Genomic DNA, 21,232 nt, shown 5'->3' on the forward strand with positions numbered 1-21,232 from the left:
AATGTTATTCTGATTTATTTGAATGGGTATCCACTAAAATTTGAGATTCTCTCTTATCGTCACCGTTCAAGGAAAACACAATACCGTCCGTATGTAAGCTGTCTATGTGCCTTCCATAAATCCCATAGGCCGGAAGAACATTAAAAAAGCTGAACTCAGGATAGCGGTCTATATCTTCTTCAACCTTGGAGGTAGTGTGCTGTGCAGTTCCTCCTCCAGGAAGCTCCAGTTTTATATTTTCTAAAGTTATTTTACCCACTTTATGATTTGGGGTTCCCGTAATTAATATGCCTGAAGGCGGATTTACCCTAGAACTATCCAGGGCTCGTGCACTGCCTTTTACATTTTTGATGAGTACATCGGTAATAGAGCCAACCTCTTGTTTTTCGGCATTGCGGTAGGTGCGTAGGCGTTCCCCTAGGCGAATGAAAATAGGCATATCTACTCGATCCATCTGAATACCGTCTATAGTTACATCGTGAATGTTGGCCCCGTCTACACTTAAGATCTTTATACCGCCACCTTTGGTATCATAAATCTGGCAGTTTTTAATATCAATATTGTACATATCTCCCATAGACTCCGTGCCGAACTTAATCGAACCCCAGTCGCTTCTGAGCTTACAATCGCTAACTTGTACGTTATAGGTAGGTTTTGGACTCGTAGTTTTAATGCAAATGGCATCATCTCCTGTGTTGATGTCGCAATTTTTAATAACTGCATCGTAGCTGGAATCCAAATCAATTCCATCATTGTTCTTGTGGGCGTGACTGTAAATAGAAACGTTATCCACCAAAATATCATTGGATTGATAGAAATGACACGTCCATGCGGCCGGCTGTCGTAAATGAATATCCTGCACTCTTATCTGAGAGGAGTTTACGAACCGTAGAAGAAAAGGTCTATTTGTACCAAAACCTTTAGTTTCAGTAATGTTCAATTCCTTAATTTTTGCCTTTATATTTTTCGATAGAAAAGCTTCTCCGTTCCCATCAATAGTTCCTTTTCCAGTTACGGCAATGTTTTTGGCGTTTTTAGCACCAATAAGACAATTACCACGTTGTTGCCCAGTAGCATCTTGAAACGTATCAATACTTTGATAATCCAACGGATTTGAACTTCCGATCAATTTTGCATCTTCAGCTACATGCAGGGTCACGTTGTCCTTTAAAAGAAGCGTACCTGAAACGTAATTGCCCCCTTCTATAGTTACCGTACCTCCACCAGCAAGATTACAGGCATCTATAGCCTCCTGAATGTTTTTGGTATTTATGGTTTTGCCATCTCCTATGGCGCCATAATCAACAACGTTGTAACGGTCTGATTTTGAAGAGCAACTTACCAACAGAATAAAGGTAATTAAGAGGCTTGTATAATGTAGTTTGGCTTTCATTTTAGTTACTTTGGATTTGGTCTTTTGTGATGATTTTCTGGTTTAGGAAAACCCTGTTTATTTGGCTGTTTGTTACGTTTTTAAGAACAACAGGTGCCCTTTTGTCCTCATTTATGATCTTAATACTGAAATTATCTACCACCAAGCCATTAATGTGTCTTGCATAAAGTCCGGAAGCGGGTAGGGTACCAACTAAACTGAATTCTGGCCACCAGCCCTTAAGCACTTCTTGAGTGTATTCTTTTATCTCTGTTTTCTGGGCGTCTTCGGCCGTTCCCCCACCAGAAACTACAAATTGAACATCCTTAATGGTTACGTCTTCAATTTGATGCCCTGGAAACCCGGTTAAAAAGAAGGCCGAGTTTTTATCAAGCTTGGAATTGTCTACCACAATATTGCTAAAGCTAAAGTTGTGCATGCTTTTTAGTGGTTCTAACTGTCCTTTGGGTGTATCTACGGAAGCAATTTGTTGTGCGAATGTCATGAAAATAGGACGAGGTACGTTTTCCATAACCAAGTTACTGAAGACCATGTTCTTCATTTCGCCACCTTCACATTGCTGAATCTTAAGTCCCGAATCTTGAATATCCTTAAAAGTACAATTGGTAACGGTAACCGATTCAATATTTCCACGGGATAAGAGGCCAATACGCATTCCGCCCCATTTGGTGCTAAAGTGGCAATTGCTTACCGTTATGTTCTTGCACGGTTTGTCCGGTCTTGAGGCTTGCAGGCAAATACTATCGTCACTATTATCAAAATTACTATTGTTTACGCGCACATTTGTGCATCCGTCAAAATCCAACCCATCTCCGTTATTGTTTACGCGACTTATGATATTAATCCCGCTTACAGAGATATTATCACAGTAGAGCCAAGCGGAAGTCCATGCCGCAGGATTAATCAAGGTAATATCATTAAGATGGATGTCCTTTACGTTCACAAACCTGATCATCATTGGCCTACCACCTTTTTGCTTCGTGAAATTTTCTTTGTGCCCGTTTCCATCAATAGTGCCATAACCTTCAATGGCAATGGAACGTGCATCTTTGGCAAAAATCAAGCAACGGTCCATATGCGGTTCGTTCTTGTACATATTTTTATGGGTATCAGTAGCATAATCTTCATAATTGGGGCTGCCAAGAAGCGTTGCTCCATTTTCAACATGAAGGGTAACAAAATCCTTTAAGTAAATAGTACCCGTTACAACGGTTTTTCCTGCAGGAATCAAAACCCTTCCACCTCCATTTTTGGTGCAAGCATCTATAGCACTTTGTACAGCCTTTGTATCTAGTGTAATACCGTCTGCTTTAGCGCCATAATCCAGCACATTAAAATCTGTAGCCATTGCTTGTGTGATAAATAACAGGCAAAAGGCACAACAGAGTAATTGTGATATTTTCATTTGATTATTTTGATACGATTATAGTTTTAGAAGTTTCCAATCCTTTAGAAGTAGCTGAAACTGTTATGTTGCCAGCGGCTTCGGTGGATTTTATTACTAAAAGACATTTTCCGTTAAACGCTTTTATTTTAGTGTCTTGAAACGATTCTAGTGATGCCGAGTTTCCATTGCCCACTGCAGCAAGGATTCCGGGGCCTTCTACAGTAAACTGTACTTGGTTGTCCGCTAAAGGAACAAGGTTTCCATCCGCATCTGTAATATCAACTTCAATAAAAGAAAGGTCTTTACCATCTGCCGAAATTTGGGAACGGTCTGCCGTTAAGCGTATTTTAGATGCTTTCTTAGCAGTGTTGATTATCTTTTCGGCAACTGCTTTTCCATCTTTATAACCAATTACTCGTAAGCTTCCCGGTTGGAAAGGAACCTTCCAGCTTAATCTATATTTTGACGTATACATACCTTTTTCAAATCCACGGAATTCAGCCGGAATATCAGTGGTATCAACTCCTTTTACCTTTCTGCCCAAAGATTTCCCGTTTACGATCAGTTCTACTTCATCACAATTGGTATAGGCAAATACGGGAATTTCTTCTCCTTCTTTTCCTTCCCAATTCCAGTGTGGCAATACATGAACCATAGGCTCTGTAGTCCACTGGCTTTGGTAGAGGTAATATCTGTCTTTTGGAAATCCGCATAAATCTACGGGAGCAAAATAGGAGGCGTGTACCGGCCAATCTGCGTTCCAATATCCATTGGTAGAATTATCACGGCCACCATAAGGCGTAGGCTCGCCAAGGTAATCAAAGCCTGTCCACATAAATTCACCTAAAAAGGTAGGGTTTTCTGCCTGAACATCAAACTCAACATCAGGAGGATAGGCCCATGGTGGACCAACCGTTACATCATAACTAGAGACTTGGTGTGTTTCTTTTTGGTGCTCATAGGTAATAGGTAAATGGTACGAACCTCGGCTACTGGTCTGCGATGAGGTTTCGGAACCGTAAAGGATCATATCTGGATTTTCCCGTATAACTTCGCCATAATCAAAAGGCTTATAGTTTAGGCCTACAATATCTATCTGGTACGCTAATTTATTTTTGAACGCTCCCGGGTAGTTGTTAAAACCTGCTGTAGTTGGTCTGGTGTGATCTTCATCGTGACAGATATCGCTCAGCATTTTAGCCACTTTCCAACCGTCCTTTTCACGTTGTTCAATAATTTCGTTACCTATACTCCACATAACTACGGAAGGGTGGTTACGGTCTCTTTTGATCATATCCCTTAAATCACGCTCGTGCCATTCGTCAAAAAACTTATTATAGCCGTTAATGACTTTTGGAATTTTCCACTCGTCAAAAGCTTCGTCTAGGACAACAATACCTAGTTTATCACATATCTGGAGCATTTCTGGCGATGGTGGGTTGTGGCTCGTACGCAAGGCATTTACGCCCATACTTTGCATAATTTGCATTTGGCGCTCCGTAGCTCTGTAATTTACCGCGGCACCCAAAGGCCCAAGGTCATGGTGCATGCATACGCCATTGAATTCCACAGGTTTTTCATTCAATAGAAACCCTTTTTTAGCATCAAAAGAAATACTTCTTATCCCTAAAGTACTATGGTACTCATCTATAACCGTATTCGCTTTTTTTACTTGAGTGACAACATCATATAAAAAAGGGTTTTCAATTCCCCATCGGTTGGGATTGTTCACTACTATTTCATCTATAACAGCTTTCTCCGAAGATTTTTCTAGCTTGATTTTTTGACTACTTGAAGCTACCACGTTATTTAGCCCGTCAATTATTTTTGTTTCTAAAGTAACCGAAGCTTTTTTGCCATTGGCATTCTTTACCGTGGTTTCAATTTTTACAGTCGCCTTTTCATTAGATACTTCTGGGGTTGTAATATAGGTGCCCCAAAGTGGAATGTGGACCGGGTTATTTATTTTTAAATAGGTGTTTCTATAGATACCTGCTCCGGAGTACCAGCGGGATGCTAAATCTTCTGGGGCAACCCTTACGGCAATGACGTTGTCTTCCCCAAACTTAATGTACGGGGTTAAATCCAATTCAAAACCCATATAACCAAAAGGGCGCTCGCCAATATAGGTTCCGTTTATATAGACTTTACTATTGTTCATGACACCATCAAACAAGACAGCTATTTGCTGAGCCGCATATTTTTTGTCTATGGTAAAATGTTTGCGGTACCATGCCGTACCGTGTACCGGTAAACCTCCTGTACGAGCATTGTATTTTTTGTCAAAAGGACCTTCAATGGCCCAATCATGGGGCAAATTAAGTTTACGCCACTGCGCATCTTTAAATGTAGATTTTTCTGCTCCGGAAGGGTCTCCTTTTTGAAAAAGCCAGTTGCTATTAAAAGAAACATCGCCATTTGTGGCATCGGGACTTAATTGGCCAAAGGAGAAACAGAATTGTAATAAAAGGGTAAATAGTAAGCTTGTTCTCAACATCATTTTCACGTTAATATTTATTGTGGTGAAAGTCGAAAATAATTTCTAGGGAAAAGACCACGGACTGATGAAAAAATAGAACAGATGGTTTTTTTGGTTAGGGTTTGCGGGTGGCGTCTACATGTTAAGACATTACAGTACAACTTCCAAGATTTTTAGAAGATTGGGTGTTGTCAATATATTGTCAAGTTTTTTGCGGGCCTTAAACCTAATATGAGCTTGTAAATTCTCTAAGTTGACTTTAGTGAAATGTTCATTTGTTGTACCCTTTAGCACATTCGTGGCTCGGGGATGAGCGATAAAATTAGAATTTAGCTACCTCAAATAGGGCGAAACAAAATGGTATCGTCAATAACAACCACATTATGAATTTAAAACACCTAGCGGCACTTTCAGTCGCCATTGTCTGTATTGCTTCCTGTGGCAGTTCGGACAAAAAAAATCAAAATGATACGGCGCAGCTCAGTACTACCGATACCGTTAAAGTCTTTCAGCCTAATTGGAAGTCTATCAAGAAAAATTATAAAGATCCAAAATGGTTCAGCGATGATAAATTCGGGATTTTTATCCATTGGGGCGCCTATACGGTTCCTGCTTTTGGTTCCGAATGGTACCCAAGACGGATGTATATGGATACCGCAACTTTTTCCGCGACCCTAAAACCAGGAAAGAAAGGGCCTAATGCAGCATATACACACCATAAAAAGACGTGGGGAGACCAAAAAGAATTTGGCTACAAAGATTTTATTCCCATGTTCAAGGCTGAAAAATTTGATGCTAAGGAATGGATAGACCTTTTCAAAAAATCAGGTGCTAGATATGTAGTTCCGGTAGCCGATCACCATGATGGTTTTGCTATGTACAAGTCAAATACAACCCGTTGGAACTCATTTGATATGGGTCCGAAAAGGGATGTTTTAGGTGAACTTTTTAAAGAAGGCCGTGAACAGGGTTTGAAAATGGGCGCTTCTTCCCACTTTGCCTTTAACTGGTCTTTTTATAATAAGAAGGATAAGTTTGATACGGTTGACCCAGAGTATGCCGATTTATATTCTAGCAAAGGAAAAGATTTAAAAGAACCGGTTTCCGAAAAATTTAAGGAGCGCTGGTGGAATAGAACAATTGATTTGGTAGATACGTACCAACCTGATATCCTTTATTTTGACTTCTATGTAGATATTGATGATTTTGCAGACTTAAGGCCAAAATTGGCAGCTTACTATTACAATAAAGGTCGTGAGTGGGGAAAAGAAGTTTTGATCAATGATAAGAATTTTGGTCATGAAGCCTTTCCGGAAGGCACTGTTATCTATGATTTGGAAAGAGGGAAACTTCCAGGTATTAGAAAACTGCCTTGGCAGACCGATACTTCAATAGGTAAAAATTCTTGGTCACATGTTACTAATTGGGATTCTAAAACGCCTAACCAACTGATAGACGATTTAGTGGATATCGTTTCTAAAAACGGAAACTTATTGTTGAACGTTGGTCCTAAAGCAGATGGTACTATTCCTGATGACCAAAAAGAGATTCTATTACAAATTGGTGATTGGCTTGCTGTTAACGGTGATGCTATCTACGATACCAGATATTGGAAAACCTTTGGAGAAGGTCCAACAGAGGTTAAAAAGGGGCATCATTCCGAAGGGAAAAACAAAGAGTTTACGGGTCAAGACATTAGGTTTACCCAAAAAGGGGATAAGTTGTACGCCATAATGTTGGCTTGGCCAAAGAACGGTAAGATTGATATAGAGTCTTTAGGAAGTGCAAATGCCTACGCCGAAGGTTTGGATATCAAAGCTGTGAAGCTATTGGGTAGTGATGCTAAAATAGATTTTGAGCAAACTAAGGAAGCACTTACCATTAAGGATTTAGGAAAAAAATCGGGTGAATATGCCCACGTGTTAGAGATATCTATTTAAGATTAAGCTCTACTTTAAGATTGTTTTTTTTGTGTTAGTTTTGAGTGCATCGATTGTTCATAGTCGATGCACTTTTTTTATGCCTCTAAGTTTCTTGTTTGTAGGTTAAGGAGTATTGCTTTTTAGTAGTTTACCTTTGATCGGTAGCCATAAAAAAAAAGCCCGTTCATTGTAATTAACGGGCCAACTTTGCTTAGTACAAAGTGAATTTAAAATTTATTTTTCAGCTCTGTAGTTCTTTAGTACAGCACTAATATCTAGAGGGTCTTCCATATCTTTTTGTAATTGCATTAACTCGGAAAACATAGTATCTACTTTCTCTTTGAATTCAGGCTTGCCCGCCAAATCGTTCATTTCTTCTGGATCAGCTGTTAAGTCGTACAGCAATACAACGTCCATTTTAGGATATACGATCAGTTTATAGCCATCTTTACGTATCATACGCTGTAAGTCTATGTAACCATTATAAATAGCATCATAATGACTTTCTTTACGTTCTCCGTCTACAAGGTCTAAAACACTGTTAAAGAATACATATTCGGGTTTTTCAATGCTGGCCAATTCTAAGCTTGTTGCCATGGCATCTTGTAAATAGATATCGGCATCAACTTTTTGGTTTGCAGGAATTTTAGGCCCAACGATCATAAACGGAGCGCGAATGCTATGGTCAAACTGACTTTGCTTTCCAAGAAGGCCATGTTTGCCCATTGCCAAACCGTGATCTGCCGTAAAAATGATATAGGTGTTATCCATTTTACCAGTTTTCTCTAATCCATCTAGAATCTGCCCAATTTGAAAATCCAAATGAGAAATGAGCGCATAATACTCTTGTGTATGTTTTTTTACGGCATATTCAGTTCTGGGAAAAGGAGCTAGTGCTTCATCTCTGAGACTTGGGCCATTGCCCATTCCATCTTTATAAGGGTAGAGGGGAAGAAAACTTTTAGGAACACTTATGTTTTCTATAGGGTATAGGTCTACAAATTCTTGTGGTGCCTGTCTAGGGTCATGTGGTGCGTTAAAGGCCAGATACATGAAAAATGGCTTCTCGCTCGTTTTGGTCTGGTCTATGAACCCAAGGGCATCGTCTTTAAGTACTTCGCTCCAGTGTTTACCACCCTGCCAGAAACCACCGTACTTCATATCTGTAGGGGTCCAAAGTGTATCATTTTCATTTTGAGGTCTGTTATAACCTATAGGCATAATATCTTCCGGTTTTTTACCTTCTTCTTTTAAGGTTTTGAATTTGGCACCGGTATTTTTCGTGGCCCATGCATCGCCTGGCATACCTGGGCGAACGTGAACTACATTTTGAAAAACGTTTTGGGCTTTGGCATCTACGTGCCATTTTCCTGTCATATAGGTGTCATATCCTGCGCCTTCCATGAGTTTACCCCAAGTTTTGTCAAACTCCTTACCGTTACTCCAATTTTCGCGAAATTCGTTTACTTCCCAAAGCTTACGTCCGGAAATGATCATGGCTCTAGATGCTGCGCATATGGCACCGTTCCAACCTCCCATGTTAAAGGCATGGGTGAACGTAGTCCCCTTATGTACCAATTTATCTAGATTGGGAGTTTGAATTTCTTTGTTCCCTAACGCATTTATGGCCGAATAGGTCATATCATCGGCAAATATGAAAACTACGTTAGGTTTTGACGGTGTAACCTCTTTTTTCTCAGCTTTACAAGAGAACAGCAGCACTGAGATGAGGGCAAGTGTTAAATTTTTCAAAGGATTAAATTTTAAAAATGATTTATTGTACTTCGTTTATTTGGTCAGGGTGAAAATAAGGATTGAATCTTATTAAAATTACATTGGCCGAATTCTTTAGGATGAATTTATAGTATTTATACGGATATTAGGACGCATCTGTAGCCTCATTTTTTTTGTTGATTTGACGAACGTACTCACTTGGTACCACTCCAAATTGCTTTTTAAAACATTTGGAGAAGTAGGAGGCCGTACTGAAACCTGTTTTGTACATAATTTCCTTTACGGAGAAGTTACTTTGGTCAAACAGCTGTACCGCACGCTTAAGACGAACGTTTCTGATGAATTCGCTGGAAGAAAGCCCGGTTATCTCTTTAAACTTAAGATACAGTGTACTGCGGCTAAGACCCATTTCCTTCACGAGCATTTCAACATTAAAATCGGTATTCATCATGTGTTTTTCCACGATTTCAATAGCTTGGCTAAGAAATATTTCATCCATTGAGGTTACTACCACTTCACTGGGTTGTACCGTTATTTTGCGGTTAAAACGTTTTCTTAAATGTTCGCGCCGTTTTATGATATTGGATAGTTTTAGCTTGAGCAGTTCAAAATCAAAGGGTTTCCGTAAATATTCGTCCACTCCCAATTCCAAACTTTCCAGTTCGCTTTCCTGAGAGGATTTAGCGGTTAGGATGATAATGGGTATATGGCTGGTTTCCGGTTGGCTTTTCATGGTTCTAGAGAACTCAATACCATCCATTATAGGCATTACAATATCGCATATAACAATATTGGGCATTATTTTTTTAGCTATTTCCAGACCCTTTTTACCATTTTCGGCCTGGTACACTGTGTAGAGCTTTCCTAAAACCTTGCTTATGAACGTTCTAATATCAGGGTTGTCATCTACCACTAATAAAACGGGAAGCTTGGATCGTGTTTTGGAAATACCCTCGTCAATAAGGTCGTCGTTTAAACCAATGGCAAAAGATTCGGTTTCAGAAGACCTAACCAGAAAATCGTTGTCCGAGACATCTTTGCAGCTTATTTCCTCAATATTGGTATAGGCTTCCTTGTCTTTTGGCAGGCGAACAATAAACTTGGTGCCTTTATCCGGCTTGCTGTAGACTTCTATTGTTCCCTGATGTAATTCTACTAGGTTTTTGGTAAAAGAAAGGCCAATTCCTATGCCTTCCGGATTTATCTTGTCATTTTTTTCGCCATTTTTAACCGAGTTGAACCGTTCGAATATTTTTGAGATTTTAGACTTAGGGATACCTATACCGGAATCTTTAACCTGAATGACAATTTCCTTTCTTTCGGCCACTTTATCCTCCGAAATTTTTATTTTTATTTTCTGACCGGCTTCTGTAAACTTGAAAGCGTTTGAAAGCAAGTTGTTCATGATTTTTTCTAGTGCTTCGTGATCAAACCAAGTAATCAAAGTTTTACTTGTGGTTTCCAACTCAAAATCAATGGACTGTTTATGGGCCAAGAATTGAAAGGGCTCAGCAACTTCTTGTAAAAATGCAACAATATCACTATGCCTCATGACCAACCTCATTTTACCTTGGGTTATTTTTCTAAAATCCAGTAGCTGGGTAACCAACCTCATGAGGTAATTGGTGTTTTTTTGCATAAGACCAAGCTGTTCCTTTAACGATTTTTGATCTAATGAAACTAAATTGTTCTGAACATATTCCAAGGGTCCTTTAATAAGGGTTAAAGGCGTTCTGAACTCATGGGAAATATTGGTGAAGAACTCCAGTTTCATTCGGTGGAGTTCTGCCGAGCGTTCCCGTTCTACGGACTCCAGCTCTAATTGGTGCTTTTTAGAGGTACGGATAAAGGTATATCTCCAGAAAAGCCATAAAAGTCCTAGAACCATGAGACCATAAACTATATAAGCTGTATTGGTAAGCCACCAAGGTGGAATAATATGAATTTTCAATAAGGTAGGTGTTGGATTCCAAATACCGTCATTATTGGAAGCTTTTACCTTAAAAATATAATCGCCCGGTTTTAGGTTGGTATAGGTTGCGTACCGTTTTTTTGCGGAGGTTTCTGTCCAATCTTTATCAAAACCTTTAAGTTTGTACGCGAATTTATTTTTTAAAGGTGCCGCATAATGTAGCGCGGCAAATTCAAACGAAAAGTTGTTATTACCGTAACTTAATTCTATTTCTTGGCTCTTACTTATATTCTTATTAAGGATTACCTGACCGTTTACTTTTTCACCAATTTCTACTGATTTATTGGAAATGAGCAAATCTGTTATAACCGTTTTTGCCGGGTATTTATTTTCTTTTATCTCCTCTGGGTAGAACGCGTTAAAACCATTGATTCCTCCAAAAAGCATTTCGCCATCCGCCCTTTTCACACAGGCAAGTTCTTGAAATTCATTGTTTTGAAGACCATCACTTGAATTGTAGTTTATAAAGGTTTCCTTTTCTGTGTCAAAACGGGATAAACCCTTGTTGGTGGATAGCCACAAATTTTGTTTACTGTCCTCAAGAATACCCTTTATGACATTGTTGGGCAGGCCATCTTTTGTAGTGTAGTGTTTAAAAGTAGGGGGCTGTTCATCCGTTCCAGGAATAAGTTTGTTGAGCCCTCCGCCAAAAGTACCTATCCAAAGGTCTCCTGTACTACTTTCAAAAAGGGAAAGAATATAATTATGGCTTATAGAATTGGCTTGTTCAGACTTGTGTTTGTAAACTTTAAATTTTGGACGTTTTTTATAACGCTCTTTCTCGGTAAGCATACAAAGGCCGTCTCCGGTTGCGAACCAGATATTACCATTGCGGTCTTCAAGTATGTTCCGGATAATGTCACTAGATATAGCGTTGGATTTTCCGGGGTAATACCCAAAATTCTGTTTTCTAAAATGCCCTACAGTATCCGTCTTTATCCAACGGTGTATCCCGGAATTATAGGTTCCTACCCATATATTTTCATTGCTATCTGCCAGTAAACTAAAAACTCCATACTTTAAATCGGTTTTATATAAGTTGTCTTTGGAAAGATCACCTGGTTTAGTGAGGTCTAAAAAAAAGAGTCCCGGAAACCCCTCTGACCCGATCAGCAATGTTTTCTTGCCACCAATTAGCGTTTCATCAATAGCAAATATTTTTGATATGGAACCAAAATGTTTAAAGTGATTGTAGGAACCTTTGTCGTGTTCTTGTTCTAGCATATTTAGTCCACCGCCTTCCGTACCGATCCATAAAGTGCCGTTACTGTCCTCAAACATAGACCTGATTTTGTCATAACTCAGACTTTGGGGGTCAGAGGTGTTTCTAACATGTTGAAACTGCTTTCTCTTTGGGTCAAATGTATTGATGCCACCACCATTTGTGCCTATCCAAATAATACCGGTATTATCCATGAATAGGGATTTTACGATATTTTTGCTTAAACTTGTTGGGTCTTTAGAGTCGTACTCAAAACGTTTTAAAAATGTGGGTACGCGATCATCAGTGAAGTTTTCAAAGTAAGACAGGCCAATATCGGAACCCGCCCAGATATGGTTGTCCTGGTCTAATAAAATATTATTAAAGGCTCCTTGTCTAAATTGTTTAAAAGGTTGTTTGTCTGTATTTGTTTGGCAGTACAACCCTCTGGAAGTGGCTATAAAAAGACGGTCATTGGCGTCTTGGGTAATGTGCTTAATAGTAGTTTTGGGTAGGCCTATGTCTTCCGTAATATTATCAAAAAAATCTCTACCTCTATCATCCTTTTTGAGTTTGTACAGTCCGTTTTTGCCCCCTACCAGAAGGCCTCCTTTGTGATCCTCGTGAATTGTACTAACGGATAATCCACTATACTTTGATATAGAGGAAGCTATTTCTGAATTAAAGTGTTCAAATTCTATTTCCTCTGATTGCGAGTTAAGGTCTAAACGGTCCAGACCATTTCGGGTACCTACCCATAAACGATTTTTACTATCTAGAAATACCTTGGTAATATGGTTGCTTGATAAACTTTTGGGGTTGTTTTTATCGTGTATGTATTGTGTGAATTTTCCAGTAGTAACATTAAAAAAATTAACGCCGCTCCCGGTTGTTCCAATCCACAGGTTACCTTCATCATCTGCAACAATGTCAAAAATCAAGTTACTGCTAATGCTATCGGGCCTATTGTTATCTAAGTTATAAACGGTAAACTCATAACCGTCATATTTATTAAGACCATCATGTGTACCGAACCACATGAAACCAAATTTGTCTTGGTAGATTGTATTGACATCGCTTTGCGATAGGCCATCTTTTGTTGATATGTGTTGAAATGCAATTTGTTTTTGACCAAAAGCACTGGTTACATAACAGAGCAAAAGGAGTACAAATACGCCGATATTTTTTATTTTATGTGATGTAATCATTCAATAAATTGAATTAGTAATTAGGGTCCCCTTCAATCAACTAAGATAACGGGTAATTTATCCATTTTTGACAGGTTATACCAAATCTAAAAATGAAGGAAAACGAGCATATGTAAAAGTCTGAATTTTACTTAGACCTTATTATCAATCTAAAAAAACCAACTTTCCAAAAGCTGTTCTTAATTAAGATAACAATTTAAGGTAAAACTAAGATTTGGTGTAGAGTATATGGTTTTGACCGTAAGCCATATGATTAATTTAACGTGTTTTCTGGCCAAATGTCGCAAGTTTTTAAAGAGACTTCCAAGATTCGTTTTTTTCTAATGTATGTGCTATAACCCTTTATATCCGATTATTTGGGTATAGTACAAAACCCCAGTATACACGGTCTTTTTGCTAACAAAATATTAACGTTTTAGAATTTTTCATAAAGAATCTGTAGAAGTGCAGGGTTCACTAATTAGACGTTTTTCGATTGTTTTTGCCGCTCCATTCTTTACTTCATAAAATATTGCTGATTAACCATATACGGCACAATGTTATTTGGTCATTAATCATATGATTCAAGGATCAAATCATCTGTGATTATCTCATTGAAATAAAAAAGGAACATTTGTTTAACTAAACTTTAACAATGAGAATGTATGAAAAACAAACTACTATTAATTAGAAAATCCAGGCATAAGCTCATGACGCTTATGTTGGGGTTGTGTCTTGGTTTTGCTCATGCCCAAGAGCAACCTGTTTCTGGAACGGTCTCGGCAGATGGCGCACCATTACCTGGGGTAAGTGTGGTGGTGAAAGGAACCCAAACGGGTGCCGTTACAGATTTTGACGGTCTGTATACTATTAACGCCAAACCTACGGATGTACTTGTCTTTAGTTATATAGGCTTTGCAACTAGGGAGATTGCCGTGAACGGTAAAAGCACGGTAAACGTTAGTTTAGAGGAAGACGCCTCTGAACTGGACGAGGTTATTGTGGTAGGGTACGGTACCCAACGAAAAAAAGAACTTACCGGCGCGGTAGTGCAGGTAAAATCAGAAGAATTGGCCAAAACAACTACCGCAGATATCGGTACGGCGCTACAAGGGCAGATTGCCGGTGTAAATATTACGGCCAGTTCAGGACAACCGGGTGAGGAAGCCAATATTCTTATTAGAGGTTTTAGCTCGCTTTTAGATGGACAAAACGGTCCCCTTTACGTAGTTGATGGTATACCATATAATAGTGATCCACAATTGAGTATTAGCGAAATAGAATCTATAGATGTACTTAAGGATGCAGCTTCGGCATCAATCTATGGTACACGTGGTGCAGGTGGTGTTATCCTAATTACAACAAAACAAGGTAAGGTAGGTAAGATGGATATTCGTGTGAATTCCGAATACGGGGTTCAGGATATTACCTCCGGAACGCCACTTATGTCTTCCTATCAAATTACGTATATGGAAATGCTTAGAGGGGCACTCTCAAGTGGTAAGGCGCAGGGAGGTGTAAATGCAGAAATTCATAGAAACCGATCTTGGTTTACGAATGATACGCAACTAGATGATTTAATTTTAAACGATTTGGCGCCTATTCAAAATCACTCGGTTAACGTGTCTGGAGGTAAAGCCGGTCTTACGTATAACTTCAATGCTAGTTTTTATGATCAAGCGGGTATTATGATCAATTCTGATTATAGCCGATTCAATATCAGGTCCAATACCCAATTTGTAAAAGGGAACTGGAAGATAGCAACAGGATTGACTTTTAAAAGAGACGAAAAAACATTGCCCAATTATGGCGTGTTCAACAAAATTTTGGAATATAAGCCATATCAACCGGATATAGAACTAGGTCAAACCGAATTAACCGATGTTACTGAAGATGATGTAGACGAACCGGGCGGAATAGGCCCCATTCAAAATTTGGGTGGTGTTGCCAGAAACCTTAATACCAAAGAGGTGAGGGATGGGACTAGTAACGGAGCCAACATTCAGATAGATTTTGATGCAACTCCATCATTAAAATTTACTGCTAGGGGCGGGGCCAATTTTTCTCATGAGAAAGGGGTGCGTATTATACCAAGGTTGGACGTTTTTAATACTGCCGGAGATTTAATACCACCTAATCCTTGGGATATTTCTTTGATTCAGACCGCTGTTACGGATAATAACAAGTTAACTTTTGAGGGGATGGTGAACTACCATAAAACGTTTGGAAAACATGATGTAAACGTTTTGTTGGTAAACTCTATGGAACGTACGGAAAATGAATACTTCCGGGCAGAGAAAAGAGATAATGCAGATGCTGCGGTTACTGTTTTTGATGGATATACAACAGGAGATTTGATTACTTCCGGCGGAAGGGACTATACAAGAACCCTCATTGGTTACTTGGGTAGGTTACAATATAACTATGATGGAAAGTATATTTTTAGTGGAAGTATAAGAAGGGACGGTTCGTCTCAATTTAGCCCACAGAACAGATGGGGATGGTTTCCTAGCGCCTCGTTTGGATGGAACGTTTCCGATGAAGCTTTTTGGGAACCTATTAAAGAAACGGTTAATTCGTTTAAGATCAGGGTAGGATATGGAACCACTGGTAACGATAGGTTTGCATCGTACAGTAATCAGGCTGTTGTTGATTTAGGGCAGGATTACGTGTTTGGGAGTGCAGATGTAGACCCTAGTTTAGATTCAACCACGGAGACACCCGCCTTGGGAACTACCCAAGAAAGGTATGCCAATGAAAATGTAAAATGGGAAACATCCAAAGAACGCAACTTAGGGGTTGATCTAGCCTTTTTTAATGGCAAGCTTACCTTTTCCAATGATGTCTACGTAAGTGAAAAGAAAGATTTGTTGTTCGGGGTTGTCAATCCTCCGTCAACCGGTGTTTTTGGTTCCAATAGAAGCAGTATTCTTAATATTGGTGATATGAGAAATACAGGTCATGAAATGGCTTTGAAATTCAATCACTACGGTAAAAAAGGATTTAGTTGGAACGTAGGTATTACTTATGCCAAAAACGTAAATATGGTTACCAAGACCAGTCCTAACAATCCTATTATATTCTTGGATAACAGTTATATCTCGCAAAGAGGCCCTCGGGAATTGGTAAGTGTTATTCGGGAAGGTTATGAGGCGGCCGCTTTCTTTTTACGGGAAACGGACGGTATCATAAAAACGGAAGAAGAACTAGAAGAATATCGTGAAATAGACCCAGCAGCCACTTTAGGCCAGTTAAGATATGTTGATCAACCAACCGTAGATACAGATGGAGACGGTGTTCCTGATGCAGGCGATGGTAAAATAGATCAAGATGATAAGGTGTACAAGGGCAGTGGTTCCGAAGACTTTAATATGGGCTTCAATTTTGGGGCTAACTATAAAGGTGTAGACTTCTCTATGAACTGGTACGGTTCACAAGGTGCTGAAGTAATGAACGGTAGTAAGGCCTATGCATATCAATCGGGAACCCATGCAGATATTTATTATTCATGGACTACCACCAACCCCACATCGGATATTCCATATTATGACGGTTCTCCACGTACCAATTCCTATAGGGATGCTTCGGATTATTTCCTAGAGGATGGTTCTTTCATTAGGCTTAGGAATGTTAGCCTAGGGTATTCCATACCATCAAAACTAACGGATAAAATGAAGATTGCTAAGCTTAGAATTTACGTTCAGGCGCAAAATGCACTTACAATCACCAACTATTCCGGATTTGATCCTGAAGTGGGTAATAACGGTTTTAGTAGTAGGGGTATTGACCAAGGTACGTATCCGGTAACGTCACAGTACAAAGTGGGTCTACAATTACAATTCTAACACAAGAAAAGATGAAAAAGATATATAGAACAAAATTTAGAACAACAAATAGCCGCTTTAAGAGGGCTATGGCCTTGTGTGCGCTTGTGGTAATTTCACAGGCATGTAGCGACGATTTTTTGGATCAAACCAATCCAAACTCGCTTACTACCAAGAGTTTTTGGAAAAACAATACGCAACTTGATCAAGGGTTGAATTCCGTTTATAGTGCCCTAAAGAATAATGATATATTGGGTATTCAGAATGAATCCGTACGTACGGATTTGGCAGTACCTAGTGGGTTCAGACAGGCTACCAGACCCGATGAGATGTATTTTCAAGACTTTACGGCAAATACAAAATATGTAGAGAATAAGTGGAATGCATTATACCTGGGTATTTTTAGGGCCAATCAGGTAATAGAGAATTATGAACGACTGGCAGAAGGTTATAAAACCGAGGCCGCTGAAGAGAAGGGGTTGGAAGTATATGCTCAGGCACGTGCTTTAAGGGGCTATTTTTACTACGTTCTCAATACCAGTTTTAACAATGGTAATGTGCCATTGGTAAGTTCCGTACCCAAGGATTTTGAAGAATTTCAGAAGGCGTTGTCTTCTTCGGATGCGGTTCAGGCCTTTTACAGAGATGATTTACAGTACGGTATAGATAACCTACCTAAAACCTACTCGGATTGGGAGTCATTGGGGAGTAACAATCTAGGCCGTATTACTGCCGGAGCTTGCGAGGCCCTAATGGGTAAAAGTTATTTGGCCGAAAATGATTTTCAAAATGCCGAAGTATATTTTAAGAATGTAATTGAAAATTACAATTATGCATTAACCGAGGATATTGCTACAACGGTAACGGGTATAGCTGAATTTAATTCGGAATCTATTTTTGAAATAAACTTTACCACCAATGTTAATCTGGAAACTACAGGAGAGGAATCCTTGGCGCAGAACATTACTTATATCGTTTACAATGCCAATATTCAGCCTAGTTCTTGGTTGGTCATGAAATACCGTGAGGATAAACTTGATCCGGCCGATCCAGCGAACATCAACGTTGGAGCAGATGTGTACAACGAAAATGGCGAAATAATTGGAACGGAAGACAGAATGCGGTTGTACAGTAAAAGAATGGGAGATTGTATGGGTCAAGTAGATGACCCGGATTCCCCAATGTACGGCGCCGTATGTGGAGAATATGGTAATGCTGCAGGGGTAGCCCCGTTTGCTAGAAACCGTGTAAATATGTTCAAGAAGTTCTTGCACTGGAACACTATTGGCGGTGGCGCAGGAGAAGATAGGTCTACCTTAATGAACAATCGTTCCGGAATTAATATTCCTGTTATTCGCCTGGCGGATGTGTATTTAATGTATGCGGAATGTATGATAGAATCCGGTAATCTGTCCGAAGCTTTAAGATATATCAACAGGGTTAGAAAACGTTCCCACTTGGTATTATTGGGTAAGTCTTCCGAAGCTGGTGCAGAGTTTAACAATCTGGAGACCACCTATATGGATGATATTGATTTTGATAGTTCTAACGGGGAACAACCTGTTACACTTCAGAATTTAATGGAACATTTACGTTTTACGGAAAGACCGTTGGAATTGTCCTTGGAGGGCGATCGCGCTACGGATTTAAGACGGTGGGGCAAATTTAAGGAGCAATTGGTAAACCTAGCTTCAAAAAGATATGACTATTGGCACTTTGAGAAGAATCTGAACGGTAAACATGGAACAAGGTTTAAATGCTATTTAACTAGATCCGGAGAAGAGCCAACTACCTACGAGGCCAAAAAGGTTTTTAACCAACCGCCTGAAGTTCAAGATTGCCAAGTGGGTGCGGAGAAGTTTAACGAAAGTTTACATTCTTACTTGCCAATGCCACAAAGTGAAATAGACTCTAACCTTAACTGGGACGAGTTCGTTCAATAAAATCAAACCTAAATAGAATAAAATGAGAGATATAAAATATAGTATTAGGTTTCTTTTTTTACTGCTAATTATTGTTGGCTGTGAAGATGATGATGAATATGTAGCACCCAATAGTTTTGTTGATGCTGCATTCACCACAACTTGGGGTACGGCTGTGGTAAAAGATATAGATATCAATAACTACGGATCGTTCATGGACTTGTCCAATGGTACTACCAAACACGAATGGACCATACCGGAAGGAACCTTTTTTCTAGAGGGGCCTTTACCTACAAGTGCAGATAGTTTTGAATCCTATGTCATTGAGGGTGCGGGTAAGGTTTCTGATGAACGAACGGTACATGTATTGTTTACCAAAGGAGACTCCCTAACTCCTGTGAAGTTGCACAATGAATATGAGGAATATACGGAGTTTGCTTTGCCCACAGGTTGGGATACGGAAACTAACTCGGTTATTATAGATACCTTAAGAACCGTGCAAAAGGGTTCGGCCTGGGTTCTGGATTATACCATTATTGTTGATGTTTACGATACTATCGTGGCAGATATGGAGATAAGGGATTTGGAAGGGAATACTATCGATTTTAAAAATCAAGCAGAAATCGATATTAAGTTTGGTGAGCAACTTATTTTTGAAGATTTAAGTCGCCAAAACAATACTTCCAGACCAACAACTACAGTTTGGACCATTCACACCATAGAGGAGAATGAAGAGGATGAGGAGAATATAATAAATGTAAACGAAGAGAAGACTATTGATACGTTAACTTTTAACAAGCGTATAGGTAAGTTCAAAGGCCGTTTGGTCTCAAAAAGAGATAGGACCGAAACTGTTAAGGCAGATGATGAGACCTATGAAATACCGGTAGTTTTTAACGTTATCGCGTTGGACGAAAAATTAGAGCAGTCCGGTGATATAATAGAATTGGCAGATAATACTATTGAAGTACCTTTAAGTTCAAAATTGGTACCTCTTACGGAAGATGTTTCCGCCAACTTTGTAGTTGAAGTAAATGGTGCGGCTAGATCTGTTGCTTCTGTAGTACAGCGTCCTGCAGATGCCTCTGTACTTGTACTTACCTTGGACACTCCATTAGAGGGTGCTGATGCAGCTAATACGGTTACGGTTTCTTATGACGGTGGTAGTGCTACGCTTAAATCCGTAGATGAACGCGTTTTGGAAGCGTTTGCCGATGTGGCCGTTCAAGTGTATGTACCCGTTCCCGTGAATAGGGTAGGAATGATTCAAAAAACTACGGAGGAGGATGTTATTTTAGTGGCCTTTGACCAAGAGTTAGATCCTACTTCCATTACGGCTTCTGCAGATGCCACTATGGGCTTCTCGGTTATGCTAAACGGTGTTGCTTCAACTGTTACTTCTGTTGAGGTAGACCCTGCCAATGCAGCCGTTTTAAAAATGATACTTGGCGAAGAATTGTATAGAGATGATGAGATTACGGTTTCCTATGCAGGCCCGGGCGATATTCGTTCTATTGGAGCTGGGGAATTAGTAGATTTTGGTCCTGATATGGTTGTAGCAAACGAAGACAATGTTATAGGTGATGTAGGTAGTTTTGAGAATGCAATAGATACGGATTGGTTAAACACAGGTTCTAATGGAACCGGAGCTGCAGAAATTGTTGCGGCACCAACACCCGATGTTGTTTCTACGGTAGAACCCACAGGAAATGTCATGCACTTGTCCGCTCCTGACGGAAACAAACCTAATACAGTTACCAGTGGCACTTTTCCGTTTGAAGCGGGTGTTGTATACAGGGTGAAATTTAAAAGGTATTTGGGCAGTACCACCACAACTGCTTTTGCTAAGCATTATTTTGGGAATCAGCAAATTGATGATTCTTGGAACGGTGCGGAAGATGTATTGGGAACTTGGCAGTTGGTAGAGTTTACTTTTACCGCAGATGCCACCTCAAACGGAACGGTAAGAATTCAACCCGTGCCAGGAGGAATAAGTGATGTTTATTATGACGATTATATAATTCAAGTAGATGATAATCGACCTTGATCAAGATTGTTAGTAGTGTTTTGATTATTTAGTTAAAACCGCTCTTCATGGAAACATGGGGGCGGTTTTTTTTTGGTTAAAGTATATCGATACGAGGGTGAAAGTCGCAATCTGTTACAGATAAACCTATGCAAACTACAAGAGGAAAAGGTCAAGAAACCTTC

The 21,232-nt window shown here is 39.5% G+C and carries 9 protein-coding genes; 4 read left to right on the forward strand and 5 right to left on the reverse strand.

Annotation, left to right across the window (positions count from 1 at the left end):
* Positions 1 to 4 precede the first annotated feature (4 nt).
* Genes KO513_RS15420 through galB form a run of 3 tightly spaced genes read right to left on the reverse strand, consistent with a single transcriptional unit; the run spans position 5 to position 5,280 of the window.
* A complete protein-coding gene (locus KO513_RS15420; RefSeq protein WP_215914164.1) occupies positions 5 to 1,393 on the reverse strand; it encodes a glycoside hydrolase family 28 protein in 1,389 nt (462 codons plus the stop codon).
* Position 1,394: 1 nt separating this feature from the next.
* Complete coding sequence (locus tag KO513_RS15425) at positions 1,395 to 2,798, reverse strand: glycoside hydrolase family 28 protein (RefSeq protein WP_215914165.1); 1,404 nt, start codon at positions 2,796 to 2,798, stop codon at positions 1,395 to 1,397.
* A 4-nt stretch (positions 2,799 to 2,802) separates the two neighbouring features.
* Positions 2,803 to 5,280, reverse strand: a complete 2,478-nt coding sequence (galB, locus tag KO513_RS15430) for a beta-galactosidase GalB (RefSeq protein ID WP_252735873.1) — start codon at positions 5,278 to 5,280, stop codon at positions 2,803 to 2,805.
* Positions 5,281 to 5,642: 362 nt separating this feature from the next.
* Here galB and KO513_RS15435 point away from each other — a divergent pair, with 362 nt between their 5' ends.
* Complete coding sequence (locus tag KO513_RS15435; RefSeq protein WP_215914166.1) at positions 5,643 to 7,199, forward strand: alpha-L-fucosidase; 1,557 nt, start codon at positions 5,643 to 5,645, stop codon at positions 7,197 to 7,199.
* A gap of 216 nt (positions 7,200 to 7,415) precedes the next feature.
* Here KO513_RS15435 and KO513_RS15440 read toward each other — a convergent pair whose 3' ends face one another.
* Complete coding sequence (locus tag KO513_RS15440; RefSeq protein ID WP_215914167.1) at positions 7,416 to 8,933, reverse strand: sulfatase-like hydrolase/transferase; 1,518 nt, start codon at positions 8,931 to 8,933, stop codon at positions 7,416 to 7,418.
* Between the two features lie 127 nt (positions 8,934 to 9,060).
* Positions 9,061 to 13,296 (reverse strand): two-component regulator propeller domain-containing protein, encoded by a 4,236-nt coding sequence (locus tag KO513_RS15445; RefSeq protein WP_215914168.1) that lies wholly within the window; start codon positions 13,294 to 13,296, stop codon positions 9,061 to 9,063.
* Positions 13,297 to 13,940: 644 nt separating this feature from the next.
* Here KO513_RS15445 and KO513_RS15450 point away from each other — a divergent pair.
* Genes KO513_RS15450 through KO513_RS15460 form a run of 3 tightly spaced genes read left to right on the forward strand, consistent with a single transcriptional unit; the run spans position 13,941 to position 21,068 of the window.
* A complete protein-coding gene (locus KO513_RS15450; protein WP_215914169.1) occupies positions 13,941 to 17,120 on the forward strand; it encodes a SusC/RagA family TonB-linked outer membrane protein in 3,180 nt (1,059 codons plus the stop codon).
* An 11-nt stretch (positions 17,121 to 17,131) separates the two neighbouring features.
* Positions 17,132 to 19,042: a RagB/SusD family nutrient uptake outer membrane protein gene (locus KO513_RS15455; protein WP_215914170.1), complete on the forward strand. Its 1,911-nt coding sequence runs from the start codon at positions 17,132 to 17,134 to the stop codon at positions 19,040 to 19,042.
* A gap of 22 nt (positions 19,043 to 19,064) precedes the next feature.
* Positions 19,065 to 21,068, forward strand: a complete 2,004-nt coding sequence (locus tag KO513_RS15460) for a SwmB domain-containing protein (RefSeq protein WP_215914171.1) — start codon at positions 19,065 to 19,067, stop codon at positions 21,066 to 21,068.
* The last annotated feature ends 164 nt before the right edge of the window (positions 21,069 to 21,232 follow it).

It is taken from the genome of Zobellia sp. B3R18 (assembly GCF_018860715.1).
GTDB lineage: Bacteria > Bacteroidota > Bacteroidia > Flavobacteriales > Flavobacteriaceae > Zobellia > Zobellia russellii.

Bases quoted from the DNA above. Each gene is read 5' to 3' on its own strand.
- KO513_RS15445 (WP_215914168.1), bottom strand. From the start codon at position 13,296: ATGATTACATCACATAAAATAAAAAATATCGGCGTATTTGTACTCCTT.
- KO513_RS15450 (WP_215914169.1), top strand. From the start codon at position 13,941: ATGAAAAACAAACTACTATTAATTAGAAAATCCAGGCATAAGCTCATG.
- galB (WP_252735873.1), bottom strand. From the start codon at position 5,280: ATGATGTTGAGAACAAGCTTACTATTTACCCTTTTATTACAATTCTGT.
- KO513_RS15420 (WP_215914164.1), bottom strand. From the start codon at position 1,393: ATGAAAGCCAAACTACATTATACAAGCCTCTTAATTACCTTTATTCTG.
- KO513_RS15425 (WP_215914165.1), bottom strand. From the start codon at position 2,798: ATGAAAATATCACAATTACTCTGTTGTGCCTTTTGCCTGTTATTTATC.
- KO513_RS15435 (WP_215914166.1), top strand. From the start codon at position 5,643: ATGAATTTAAAACACCTAGCGGCACTTTCAGTCGCCATTGTCTGTATT.
- KO513_RS15455 (WP_215914170.1), top strand. From the start codon at position 17,132: ATGAAAAAGATATATAGAACAAAATTTAGAACAACAAATAGCCGCTTT.
- KO513_RS15460 (WP_215914171.1), top strand. From the start codon at position 19,065: ATGAGAGATATAAAATATAGTATTAGGTTTCTTTTTTTACTGCTAATT.